The following is a 12569-nucleotide window of genomic DNA, read 5'->3' as shown; positions in this document are numbered from 1 at the left end:
TCAACCGGTGGCAGCAAGCGAGATGTCTTGTCTGAGGGACTGGCCGCGCGAGGCGGCAACCACCGCATCGACGTCCAGGATGAGAGCGACGCGCCCGTCGCCGAGAATAGTCGCGGCGGCGATGCCCGGCACGTGGGTGTAGTTCGCCTCGAGGCTCTTGATGACGACTTGGCGCTGGCCCTGGATCGCATCGACCATGAGCGCGCGCTGACCGCCGCCTTCCGATTCGACGAGGAGGGCGACGCCATCCATCGGATTGGCCTGCGTGGCGCGGAAGTTGAGGATCCGGCCGACATCCACCAGCGGGCAGAACGAGTTGCGGATCGAGATCAACCGCTGCGACGCGCCGAAGGAATGGATGGCGGAGGCTTCCGGCTGGAGCGTCTCGACGATGGCCGTCAGCGGCACGACGAGCGTCTGGCCGGCGACCGTGACCACCATGCCGTCGAGCACGGCGAGCGTCAGCGGCAGGCTCATGGTGAAGACGGAGCCCTGGCCGGGCTTGGAAGAGATCGAGATACGGCCGCCGAGCGCCTGGATCGAGCGCTTGACGACATCCATGCCGACGCCGCGGCCGGACAAGTCCGAGACCTTGTCGGCGGTCGAGAAACCGGCATGGAAGATCAGGTTGTCGATTTCCTCGTCCGACAGGTTGGCATCGGCCGCGATCAGGTCGTTGTCGATGGCCTTCTGGCGCACCTTCTCGCGGTTGATGCCGGCGCCGTCGTCGGCCAGCTCGATGACGATGCGGCCCGAACGGTGCTTTGCCGTGAGGCGAACCGTGCCTTCCGGGTTCTTGCCGAGCGCCTCGCGCTTCTCCGGCATTTCCAGGCCGTGATCGACCGCGTTGCGGATCATGTGCGTCAACGGCTCGGCGAGCTTGTCGATGACGGTCTTGTCGACTTCGGTGTTCTCGCCCTCGGTGATGAGGCGGACCGATTTGCCGGTGATGTCGGCGATTTCACGGACGGTGCGGGCCATGCGCTGGAACACCGGCTTGACCGGCTGCGCGCGGATGGCCATCACCGAATCCTGGATCTCGCGGGTGAGCTGCTGCAGCTCTTCGAGACCCATATTGATCGAGGACGTGCCGTTGGCGTCGTTCTCCACGACACTCTGCGAGAGCATCGCCTGGTTGATCACGAGTTCGCCGACGAGGTTGATGAGGCGGTCGACGCGATCGAGATCGACGCGGATCGTCTGGCCGGCGGCAGCGGCCTGGTTGGCCTGGGCGGCGCTCGCGGCCGACGCGGCAGCGGATGCGGCCTTGTTGTCGGCAGCCCGGCTTGCCGCCTGCGCGACCTTGGTGGCGGTTTCGGCGGCGGCAACGGCAGCGGCCGCGTCGCTTTCCATAACGGCCGGCTCGTCATTGCCGGCAGAACCACCCTCGTCGAGCATCGACAGGTCGAAAGGCACCGGCTGCATCGGCTGCTCTTCGTCTTCCGTCACCTCACCGACGACGTCTTCCTCGATCGTATTGATATCGAGATCACAATCCCACTCGGCGAATTCGAAGACGGAGCGAACGCCGTCCTCGCCCTTTTCGCTGGTGACCGAGATCTTCCAGGAGAAATAGGCTTCCTCCGGGTTCATCTTGTCGAGCGTCGGCAGGCTGTCCATGTCGCAGTAGACGCTCATATCGCCGAGGCGGGAAACGTCGCGCAGCAGGAGAACCGCTTCGTTGCCCTTGGCGTAGAGGTCTTTCTTCGGCTTGAAGACGACCTGAACGGTCGGCACATAGTGGCCGGCCGGCTCGTCGTCGAAATCGCCGAAGGAGAAGGGGATCGGCTGGAACCCTTCGTCGTTGACCACGGGCTTTTCCACGACCGGCGCGGGTGCGGCCGCCTTGGGAGCAGCGGCAGCAGGTTTTGCCGCGGGCGCTTCGGCAGCGGCCGGCGTTTCGCCGTTCGCCAGCGCTTCGAGTTCGCGGATCAGGGTGCGGCTGCGGGCCTCGTCGACGCTTCCGCCGTCGCGGGCCGCATTTGTCAGGTCCGCCAGAACGTCGGCGGACTTCAGCATGACCTTCAGGACATCCTGGGTCGGCTCCAGCTTGTTGGATCGAACGCAATCCAGTGTCGTCTCGAACACGTGGGCGAAGGAGACGAGGTCGTCGAGGCCGAAAGCACCGGCGCCGCCCTTGATCGAGTGGACGGCACGAAACACGGCGTTGACCGTTTCCGGGTCGCGATCCCCGTCATTCAGCTTCAAGAGACCGGATTCCAGTTCGGCGAGCTGCTCCTCGCATTCCTGGAAAAAGATCTCTTTGATTTCGTTCATATCCATCGGGAGTAATCCTGGCTGAGGGATTAGGCGGTAACGCGCTCGATTGCGTCGATCAGCTTGGTCGGGTCGAAGGGTTTTACGATCCAGCCCGTCGCACCGGCCTGACGGGCGCGGTTCTTCTTTTCGGCATCGCTCTCGGTGGTCAGAACGAGGATCGGGATCGCCCGGAACTTCTCGTTGCGGCGCACGCCTTCGATGAAGCCGAAGCCGTCGAGGCGCGGCATGTTGATGTCGGTGACGATGACGTCGGGATTGGCGTTCTCGAGAACTTCGAGGCCCTCGACGCCGTCTTCCGCCTGAATGGTCTCGAAGCCCGCATTGTTGAGGGTCACGAGAAGCATGTTCCGGATCGTCCGAGAATCATCCACGGTCAAAACTTTTTTCTTCATTGCCGAATCTCCTGTGCCAGCAAGTGATCAATGTTCACGCCGATAAGTTGCATTGTCTTCATGAAAGGATCGGAGACCTTGCCGAAGGTGAAGGACTGCCTGTCCTCCTCCCAGCTCTTGGCGCCGGCCATCAGGACCTGGGCACAGAGCGCGCCGACCCGCTCGACCGCCGAGGCGTCGATGACGAGCGGATTGCCCTTGAGACCCATGAGCTGCTTGTGCAGCGCCGTCGCCTCGTTGAGATCGAGGACGGGGGCAAGGCTTAAACTTTTCTGAGCGGCTTTCTTGCTCGCCATTACCGGGTTCCTTGTGTGAGCCAGTGACTCGTGAGCCAGTTTCTGGGGCTGCGTCTGTCTGAGGTCATCGTTCCACCGTTCGGCGCGGGCGGCAGGCCTTCTTCCGAAATCTGGCTGCGCGCCGTCGAGAACCAGTGTCTGGGTTGCTGCTTTTCCATCTCAACCTCCAAAGCCGGCGGCACGCGCCGTCAGGAAATCGAGGGGAGAGGCGTCGGCCGCCACAGGCTCCCCGGCGGCGCGCGGCGCCACCGGGGCGGCGCGGACCGGGCGAACGTCGCGCTGCGCCGAAACACGGAATTCCCGGATCGTGCGGCCGAGTTCCAGGATGACCGTATGGAGGTCCTGGCCCGACGCGCCGATGCGGTTCGCATCGGAAGCATCCGCTTCGAGCGCGCGGCCGGTGCGGCCGATATCGGCGGTGACGCCATCCAGGCCTTCGGCATCGACGGCGCTTTCGCGCACGATGCCGGTGATGGCGTCGTTGATACCCTCGACCTGGCGCACGATGTTGCCGATGGCATCCTGCGTGCGATGGACGTGCTCGACGCCGGTCTCGACCTGCGACTTGGTGCTGGTGACGAGCTGCTTGATCTCGCGCGCCGCATCGGCGGAGCGCTGGGCAAGGGCCCGCACTTCCTGCGCGACGACCGCAAAGCCGCGACCGCTGTCGCCGGCACGCGCCGCCTCGATGCCGGCATTGAGCGCCAGAAGGTTGGTCTGGAAGGCGATCTCGTCGATCACGCCGATGATCTGGCCGATCTTTTCTGCCGACGCCTCGATATCGGCCATCGCCGACATGGCTTCGCCGACGATGTTGCCGCTCCGGGTCACCGAATCCTGCGTCGCGAGCGCCGCCGTCTGGGCCTTGCGCGTCTCGTCGAGCGTCTGGCGCACGCGCCCGACGATGGCGCCCAAAGCATTGGCGGTTTCAATGAGGCTTGCCGACTGCTCGGCGGAGCGGGCAGAAAGCGCACCTGCACCCGATGCAAGCGTACCGACGAGGCGGTCGCTTTCGTTCGCACGGTCGGCGGCAGACGCGAGATGCTTCTGGATTTCATCCAGCGCGCCGTTCAGCGTGTCGGCCATGTCGCGCCACGCCTCGGGCATCTCGCCGGAAACGCGGACAGAGAAATCAAGCTCGGAAAGGCTGCGGATCGTCTCGCCAAAAACGCGATCGAGTTCGGCGCGATCCTCGCGGCGCTGCTCGGCGAGCGCCCGGCCGTGGGCGTGGCGCAGCTCGTTGAAGCGCAGCGAGACACCGATTTCCGCATCCACCATGGCGGTGCGGATGAAGGCGGAAACGAGCTCGGTCAGTTCCTTGCGGCGGGCCTTGCCGGCGCCGGGCAGGATGGATTTCGGCCAGTATTCCTCGATGAGGCCGGAGACGACCGTTTCGAGAACGACCGAATGGCCGGCAATGCGCCAGCGTGGGTCGAGGCCCATCTGGCTTTCGCTGTCGGAGAGGATCTTGACCCGCTCGGCATAGAGGCCGTCGAACCGCGCGTCGGTCAAAACACTCCAGTGGGAGCTCTGGAGGTCGTGCAGGCGGTCGATCTGGCGCTCGCTCTGAAAATGGCGGGCAGCATCGGGAAAGGTCTGGAAACGCTGGAAGAGATCGCGAAGGGCCGTTTCGACATGCCGTTCGAGCGTCTGGCGGTGGCGGCGGAGCGTTTCACCCTGGCTGGCTTCGACGCCGGCAAAGCGCAAACGGTCGCGCAGGCTGGCTGCCTGTCCCGTTCGAGCGTTTTCTGCCGGCATTTCCTGCACCAGTATGCTCCCAAACCAACAATGCCCGGTGCGGCCCAAAGGGGCGAACCGACCGAATTTTCACATGGAGGAGAGCTTGGCGATCCAAGCCGTGCTCTCAGGGCGCGGTACACTGCCGGAAATCCGGCGCGGACGCGGCCACCCTGTCGATCCATGATCAAATTCTGTGAAACTCGAATACCGGCTCTGATCCGGTACGGCGGGTCGGCATCATGCCTGGGTGAGAAATGGCGAATTTCCCATTCCGACGTGTAGAGCAATGTTTATGGTTAATTCCTTGCCTGAAGGTTAATAGTTTATGGCTTGCTTCTGAGTTCGCTAAAATTAAACGAACAACCGTAACGTCAGCTACACGCAAGCTCGCGCGCGTAGGGTGCCCCCATGTACTGACAATGATGTCAGGGGGAACGGACAATGATTGTTCTGGGACTGGGTGCTACGGTGATTGCAGCGGCAACGCTCGCCGCCGTCTATCTTCTTCTCGATATCGACGCCGGCCGCACCCCGGCCAAGGCTCGGGTTTTCTAACCCCGCCAGCGACCGGGATCATCCTTTGTCGGCAAGCACGCGCCAGCGCGCTGCATAGTCCGCGGCCTCCGGCGGCAGATCTTGCGCAATCGTAACCAGTGCCGGCTCCGGCGCCCGGCCGGCTGCAAGGCATGCGGCCCCGATGCTCGTGCCGGTCGCGCTGCCGCCAGCCAGAACGGTCCGGCCTGTCGTCGCCTTCAGCATCATCAGGAACGCGCGGTTCGCCGCAAACGGCCCCTCGACGATGACAGGCCCCTCCGCTCCGATGAGATCGAGGCAAGTGGATGTCATGAGAGCGAGATGGAAAGCGATGACGGCCTGTGCCTCGTCGTCCCCGAGTTTCTCGCGCGAAACCGTCCAGCGGGCTTTCCGGCCAGGGAACGGACCGGACCCTTCGGGCATGGACGGCAACAGCATGGCACCACGCTCCAGCACGTCCGCAATGGCCTCCGCCGGAAGCGCGCCGGATTTGCCGCCCAGCGTCGAAAAGGCGCGACCGCCCATGAAACGGGACGACGGTACGGGATCGCCGAGCGCATTGACGTTGATCAGCGTGTCGCGGGCCTCATCCAGTTCGACCGGCCGCGCGCCGATCGCCATGACGACGACCCATGTGCCGGTCGAGACGACAGCGTAGGGCGCTTCGCGCGTCAGCACATAGGGCAGCAGCGAGGCGTTGGAATCGTGGATGCCGCAATGGACGCGCACCGCAGGACCAAGCCCCGTCGCAGCCGCGACCTCCGGACGGATCGTGCCGAGCACATCGCCCGCCTTGCGCACCGGCGGCATCAACCCTGTCCATGCCTGACCTCTCACAAGGCTGGAGAAGCCGCCGTTTCGCGGCTCCCAGAGGTCGGCGTGGCAGCCGAGCGAGGTCACTTCGCTGGCGGCGACGCCGCTCAGACGGAAGGACCAATATTGCGCATACATCAGGATATGACGGACCTTGGCGAAGGCCTCGGGGAAACGTTTCGACTGCCAATAGATCTGCAGGCCGGCATTGAGGCCCACCGGCATGATCGGCGTGCCGCTCTCGGCAAAGGGCGGGCGGACAGTGCGATAGGCGTCCGCAAGCTCCTGCGGGCCATCATGTTCGTAGTCGAGCACCGGAAGCACCAGTGCGCCGTCTCCCCCGACCAGGGCGACGGTGGCGCCGTGGGTGGTGACGGAAATGGCGTCGATGGGGCGTTCGCGGTTCAACGCGGCAAGGCTTTCGACGATGAAGGCCCAGAGCTTTTCGGTGTCGAAATGCGGATAGGGCGCGGCATTGACCACGCCGTTCGGCATGGTGCGGGCGGCGACCTCGCGAAAGCTCTCGGCATCGACCAACACGACCTTGGCGTTCGTCTTGCCGATATCGACGACGGCGATGGTCCTCATCGGCTCAGTCCATATGGAAGACGGTGACGAGCGGCACGGCGACAGGCTCGTTGTCCGGCTTCGTCTGCATGATGTCGGCCATATGCGCCCACCAGCGCTGCATGACGGGATGGTTTGGCAGATCGGCCATCGTGTGGTCGTCGCGTCGCCAGAGCACGCCGAACAGCAGGTTCGTCTCTTCGTCGAGATGGATGGAATAGTCGCAGACTCCAGCCTGCTTCAGGAGCGCCGAAAGTTCCGGCCAGATCGCATCGTGCCGCGCTTTGTATTCTTCTTGCATGCCCGGATTGAGCCGCATGCGAAACGCGTATTTTTCCATGTTCAGTGGCTCCTGCGACCACGAAAACGCCGGTAAAGGATCGGCAACGCGATGACCGAAATCAGGAGCAGGCCGATGAAGATCGACATGACGATGCCCGGCACGTTGAGCAGACCGAAGCCGAATGTCACCATGCCCATGATGAGGGCCGCCAGCACGACGCCCGGGATGGTGCCCGAACCGCCCAGAATATTGACGCCGCCAAGCACGACCATCGTCACCACCTCCAGCTCCCAGCCGAGCGCGATGGAGGGGCGGGTCGAGCCGAGGCGGGCCGTCAGGCAGATCGACGCGATGGCTGCCATCAGGCCGGTCAGCAGGAAGAGCACGAATTTCACCCGGCCGACGCGCACGCCGGAAAAAAGGGCTGCCGTCTGGTTGTTGCCGATGGCATAGACGGCACGGCCGAAATTCGTCTTGTGCAGCACCACGCCGTAGATGACGGCAAGCAGAACGAACAGGCAGAATTCGAACGAAAAAACCCACCAGACATAGCCTTGGCCGAACCACGAAAAACTCGCGGGATAGCCGGTAAAGGCCTGGTCGCCGAGGATGAGGAAGGACAGGCCGCGGAAGAGGCTCATCGTGCCGATGGTGACGACGATGGAGGGCAGGCCGAGGCCGGTGACGAGCAGCCCGTTGAAGGCGCCGCAGAGGAGGCCTGTGGCAAGACCGATCATGACGAGCGCGGGCGTATCGAAGCCGAGCTGCACGGCGTAGCCCATAACCGTGGAGGTGAGCGCGATGATCGAGGCGACGGAGAGGTCGATTTCACCTGAAATGATGACCAGCGCCATGGCAAAGGCGATCATCGCCTTTTCCGTGAAGTTGAAGGTCGCGTCCGACAGGTTCCACGGATCGAGGAAGTAGGGCGAGGCAAAGGAGTTCACGAGGAAGATCGCCAGCGCCACGGCGACAAGCAGCGTCTCCCAGCTCTTGATGAGGCGCGCGCCACGGCTTTCCAGCCGGTCGGGAATGTGGCGTGCGATCGTCTGGACGTCAGCCATGGGCGGCCTCCGCTTTCCTGAGGATGACCCGGCCCTTGCGTTTTTCGGCGCGCGCATTCACGGCGACGGCGATGATGATGACCGTTCCCGAGATCGCCATCTGGGCGAAGGGCGAGATGTTGATGACGGGAAGCGCATTCTTGATGACGCCGAGGAAGAGCGCGCCGAGCACCGCCCCGCCGACCGAGCCGATGCCGCCGGCAATCGACACGCCGCCGATGACGCAGGCCGCGATGATGTCGAGTTCGAAGCCCGCCGCGATATCGACATAGGCGACCGCATAGCGCGAGACCCAGAGATAACCCGAGAGGCCGGCCAGCATGCCCGACAGACAATAGGCGAGGAAGCGCGTGCGGCCGACATCGATGCCGGTATAGACGGCGGCATGCGGATTGCCGCCCAGCGCGAAGAAGGCGCGGCCGAGCGGCGTGCGGCGCATCACCACGACCATGATGGCGATGATGACCAGCGACAGCCAGGAAAGCAGCGGGAAGCCGAGCAATGTGGCACGCGGCAAAGCCTTGAAGGCATCGCTCATCTGGTGCGCATTGATCCACGCGCCGCCCGAGATGAGGAAGATCAGACCGCGATAGATGGTGAGCGTGCCGAGTGTGACAACGATCGGCGGGATATCGAGCTTCCAGACGAGCAGGCCGTTGATCGAGCCGAGAAACGCGCCGAGTGCGACGGCGGCGAGAATGATCAGCGGCACCGGCAGGCCGGGAAACGCCGCATTCAGCATCGCCGCTGCCATGCCCGACAAGGCAAGGTTGGCGGCCATCGACAGATCGATGCAGCGCGTCAGGATGACGGCCATCTGGCCGAGCGCCAGGATGATCAGGATCGACGTGTCATTATAGACATTGGCGAGATTGCCCGGCGCCACGAAGGGCGGGAAGCGGATGGCGATCAATATCAGCAGCGCAATGATCGCGACGACCAGCAGCATTTCGCGATTCTTGAGAAGAAGCTTCATCACGCGGCCTCCTGAATGCCGGCGGCGGCGCGCACGAGTTTTTCGGCCGTCAGGTCTGCCCGCTCGAAGCGGCCGGCGATGCGGCCCTCGCGCATGACGATGACCCGGTCGGCCATACCCATGATTTCGGGGATTTCCGAGGAGACCATGATGACGCTGAGGCCCGAGGCGGCAAGCTCGCTCATGAAGGCGTGCACGGCGGCCTTGGAGCCGATGTCGATGCCCTTGGTCGGCTCGTCCAGGATGATGACCTTCGGCCGCGTCGCCAGCCACTTGGCGATGACGACCTTCTGCTGGTTGCCGCCCGAGAGCGTACCGACATCCTGATCGAGCGAGGCGGCGCGCAGGTCGAGCCGCGCGGTATATTCCCGCGCAAGCGCAAACTCTTCCGCCATGCGCAGGAAGCCGGCGCGCGAGGTGCGCGACAGCGAGGGCAGCGTGACGTTCTGGAAGATCGGCAGGCCGATGATCGCGCCCTGCCGGCCGCGCTCTTCCGGCACATAGACGATGCCCGCCTCGATGGCCTCGGCCGGCGAACGGATGACCTTGACGTGCCCATCCAGCCGGATCGCGCCGGCGGACGGCTTGGTGATGCCGATCAGCGACTGCATGAATTCAGAGCGGCCGGCACCGACGAGACCATAGAAGCCTAAAATTTCGCCGCGGCGCAGCTCGAAATTGATGTCTTCGAATTCCGTCGGATGGCGGTAACCGGAGACGGTGAGCACCGGCTCGCCGATGGCGACTTCCTGCTTGGGAAAGACCTGACCGACATCGCGGCCGACCATCTGGCGCACCAGGTCATCCTGCGTCGTCTCCGATATCAGCCCCTCGCCCACCATGCGCCCATCGCGGAAGACGGTGTAGCGGTCGGCGATGCGGAAGATCTCGTCGAACTTGTGGCTGATAAAGAGGATCGCCTTGCCATCGGCCTTCAGCCGGTCGACCAGCTCGTAAAGCTCATGGATTTCCTTGTGCGACAGTGCCGCCGTCGGCTCGTCCATGATGACGACGCGCGCATCGATGGAGAGCGCACGCGCGATGGCGACGAGGTGCTTGTTGGCGATGCCGAGATCGCGCAGGCGGATAGATGGGTCGAGATCGGCGCCGACGCGCGACAAGAGCGCACGCGCATCCGCGTTCATCTTTTTCCAGTCGATGAGGCCGAGGCCATTGCGCGGCGCATGGCCGATAAAGATGTTTTCGGCGACCGACAGTTCGTCGAACAGCACGGTCTCCTGATGGATCGCCGTCACGCCGGCTTTGGCAGCGGAATTGGCGGTCGGGAAACGGGTTTCCGCACCATCGACGCGGATCGTGCCCTCGTCCGGCTGGTAGATGCCGGTGAGGATCTTCACCAGCGTCGACTTGCCGGCGCCGTTCTCGCCGACCAGCGCCGTCACCGAGCCGGGATAGAGCGAGAGCGAAACGTCCGACAGCGCGCGCACGCCGGGAAAGGATTTCGAGATCCCCTCGAGCGCAACGGCGGGCTTCATCCGCGATGTGGTCGTGTCCTGCAGCAAGTCTCGGTCCACCGGAATTTCGGTTGCAATCGCCCGGCCACCGGCGTGGCCGGTTCGGGCAGGATCAGCATGTCACGGGCAATGCCCCTCCCCCACAGGGGGAAGGGCGGATTTCTCGCGGATCAGAAGATCTTGGCGAATTCCTCGACGTTCTTGGCATCATAGATGAACGGATCGGCCATGGCGCCTTCGTTCTTGTCGTCGAGCTTGACTACGCCCATGCGGCCCATCTTCAGTTCGGCGCCGGGCTTGGCTTCCGCGCCGCCGATGAGGTCGTTGGCGATCATCGTGGCGGAGTAGCCGAGGTCGATCGGGTTCCAGATCGCGAAGGACTTGGAGGCGCCCGACTTCACGTGGCCGGCCATTTCCGAGGGAAGGCCAAGGCCGGTGACGTTGATCTGGCCGATCTTGCCGGCGTCGGTGACGGCCTGGGCGGCGGCGACGATGCCGACGGAGGTCGGCGCGATGATCGCCTTCAGGTTCGGATGCGACTGGATGAGGCCCTGCGTCTCGCGGTAGGACTTGTCGGCAAGGTCGTCGCCATAGACGGTCGCGACCACGTTGATACCCTTGTAGTTCGGCAGCACCTTGTTCATTTCCTCGATCCAGACGTTCTGGTTGGTCGAGGTGGCGGTGGCCGAAAGCACTGCGACGTCGCCGCCCTCGGGCAGGTTGTCGGCGGCGAGCTTGATGATCATGTTGCCGATCAGCGGGTTCGACGAGGGGTTGAGATGCATCGAGCGTCCCTCGGGGGCAACGCCGGAATCCCAGGAAATGACCTTGATGCCGCGGTCCATGGCCTTCTTGAGAGCCGGTACGAGGGCATTGGTATCGTTGGCCGAAACGGCGATGGCATCGACCTTCTGGGCGATCAGCGCGTTGATCACTTCGATCTGGCCTTCGGCGGTCGTCGTCGTCGGGCCGGTATAGATGACCTCGACATCGCCGAGTTCCTTGGCGGCTTCCTGCGCGCCCTTGTTGGCGGCCTCGAAGAAGCCGATGCCGAGCGCCTTGACGACGAGGGCGATCTTCTTGGTTTCCGCCTGCGCGGTCGCCATCATCGCGACCGAAACGGCCGCCGTCACGAGCAATGTCTTCAGAATTTTCACGTCATTTCCTCCCAGTGAAAAATCAACCCTCCGGCCTCATGCCGATGAGGATGCAGTCTCCGATTTGGCGCTCGCCTGAACGTTCGCGACGATCAGGTTGACACCGGCCTCCTCCAGCATCGCGGCATCCCTGTCCTCGATGCCCGAATCCGTGATGATGGTGGCAATGCGCTTCAGGCCGCACAGGATGAGGCTGGAACGCTTGCGGAATTTGGTGGAATCGACCAGCACGACGAGCTCGTCGGCCTGGTCGATCAGCTTCTGCTCGGCCTGGATGAGCAACGGATCGGCCTCCATCAGGCCGAGCGGGCCGATACCCTGCGCGCCCATGAACATGCGGCGCGCATAGAAATTGCGCGTCACGTCATTGTCGAAAGGGCTGAGCACGATGTTCTGCTCGCGATAGATCGTGCCGCCCGACAGCATAATCGTGTTCTTCGAATGCTTCAGCAGGTGTTCTGCGATGTTGAACGAGTTGGTGAAGACCTGCATGCGGCGGTTGGTCAGGAAGTGCACCATCTGGAAGGTGGTGGTGCCACCATTGATGATGATCGGGTCGCCATCCTCGCAGAGCGCCACCGCCTCCTTGGCGATCGCCTGCTTCTGGCGGGTGTTCAGCGTCTCGTTGACCGTGAAGGGCCGGCCGGCGAGGCCGACGAATTGCGGGGGATGCAGGGCTTCGGCCCCGCCGCGCACCCGGCGCAGCCTCTTCTGCACATGGAGTGCCGCGATATCGCGCCGGATGGTCGCCTCGGAACTGTCCGTCAGGTCCACCAGCTCAGGCACGGTCACGACCGGCTTTTCCTGAACGGCGGACAGAATGATCCGGTGTCTTTCCTTCTCGTGCATGGCTCCTCCAGTGCTGGCAATGCTTCCATCAGGATCGCGCATTGTCAATCACAATCAATCATATTTTTTCATTGTGCAGCGCAATATGATTGTTTTTGATCGTTTATGATTGACATCGGCAAAAATCCCGTGTGATCTGAAAG

Annotated in this window: 11 protein-coding genes; all 11 read right to left on the bottom strand. The window is 63.5% G+C overall.

What is annotated here, in order from left to right; translation table 11 throughout:
* The 11 genes from MUO32_RS18495 to MUO32_RS18445 all read right to left on the bottom strand — a co-directional run bounded on the left by MUO32_RS18495 (nt 1) and on the right by MUO32_RS18445 (nt 12426).
* Nucleotides 1-2283 carry a chemotaxis protein CheA gene (locus MUO32_RS18495; RefSeq protein WP_257949833.1) on the bottom strand — a complete coding sequence of 761 codons (2283 nt, stop codon included), beginning with the start codon at nt 2281-2283 and terminating at the stop codon, nt 1-3.
* Nucleotides 2284-2306: 23 nt separating this feature from the next.
* Nucleotides 2307-2672, bottom strand: a complete 366-nt coding sequence (cheY1, locus tag MUO32_RS18490; RefSeq protein ID WP_117368143.1) for a chemotaxis response regulator CheY1 — start codon at nt 2670-2672, stop codon at nt 2307-2309.
* Nucleotides 2669-2968 carry an STAS domain-containing protein gene (locus tag MUO32_RS18485; RefSeq protein ID WP_257949832.1) on the bottom strand — a complete coding sequence of 100 codons (300 nt, stop codon included), beginning with the start codon at nt 2966-2968 and terminating at the stop codon, nt 2669-2671. The genes cheY1 and MUO32_RS18485 overlap by 4 nt, the downstream gene beginning before the upstream one ends.
* A gap of 159 nt (nt 2969-3127) precedes the next feature.
* The gene (locus MUO32_RS18480) at nt 3128-4726 is read right to left on the bottom strand and encodes a globin-coupled sensor protein (RefSeq protein WP_257949831.1); all 1599 of its coding nucleotides are present in this window, start codon (nt 4724-4726) and stop codon (nt 3128-3130) included.
* 555 nt (nt 4727-5281) lie between these two features.
* On the bottom strand, nt 5282-6643 hold the full coding sequence (locus MUO32_RS18475) for an FGGY-family carbohydrate kinase (RefSeq protein ID WP_257949830.1): 1362 nt from the start codon (nt 6641-6643) through the stop codon (nt 5282-5284).
* Between the two features lie 4 nt (nt 6644-6647).
* A complete protein-coding gene (gene rhaM / locus MUO32_RS18470; RefSeq protein ID WP_257949829.1) occupies nt 6648-6962 on the bottom strand; it encodes an L-rhamnose mutarotase in 315 nt (104 codons plus the stop codon).
* A 2-nt stretch (nt 6963-6964) separates the two neighbouring features.
* Entirely contained in the window at nt 6965-7969 is a 1005-nt protein-coding gene (locus MUO32_RS18465) for an ABC transporter permease (protein WP_257949828.1), read from the bottom strand.
* Nucleotides 7962-8948 carry an ABC transporter permease gene (locus MUO32_RS18460; protein WP_257949827.1) on the bottom strand — a complete coding sequence of 329 codons (987 nt, stop codon included), beginning with the start codon at nt 8946-8948 and terminating at the stop codon, nt 7962-7964. The genes MUO32_RS18465 and MUO32_RS18460 overlap by 8 nt, the downstream gene beginning before the upstream one ends.
* Nucleotides 8945-10441 carry a sugar ABC transporter ATP-binding protein gene (locus MUO32_RS18455; protein WP_257949975.1) on the bottom strand — a complete coding sequence of 499 codons (1497 nt, stop codon included), beginning with the start codon at nt 10439-10441 and terminating at the stop codon, nt 8945-8947. The genes MUO32_RS18460 and MUO32_RS18455 overlap by 4 nt, the downstream gene beginning before the upstream one ends.
* Before the next feature lie 149 nt (nt 10442-10590).
* Entirely contained in the window at nt 10591-11577 is a 987-nt protein-coding gene (gene rhaS / locus MUO32_RS18450) for a rhamnose ABC transporter substrate-binding protein (protein ID WP_257949826.1), read from the bottom strand.
* Nucleotides 11578-11613: 36 nt separating this feature from the next.
* Nucleotides 11614-12426, bottom strand: coding sequence for a DeoR/GlpR family DNA-binding transcription regulator (locus MUO32_RS18445; protein ID WP_257949825.1), 813 nt, complete (start codon nt 12424-12426; stop codon nt 11614-11616).
* Nucleotides 12427-12569 lie beyond the last annotated feature (143 nt).

Source organism: Shinella sp. CPCC 101442, from assembly GCF_024704725.1.
Classification (GTDB): domain Bacteria; phylum Pseudomonadota; class Alphaproteobacteria; order Rhizobiales; family Rhizobiaceae; genus Shinella.
This window is presented reverse-complemented; position numbering and strand designations above follow the sequence as displayed.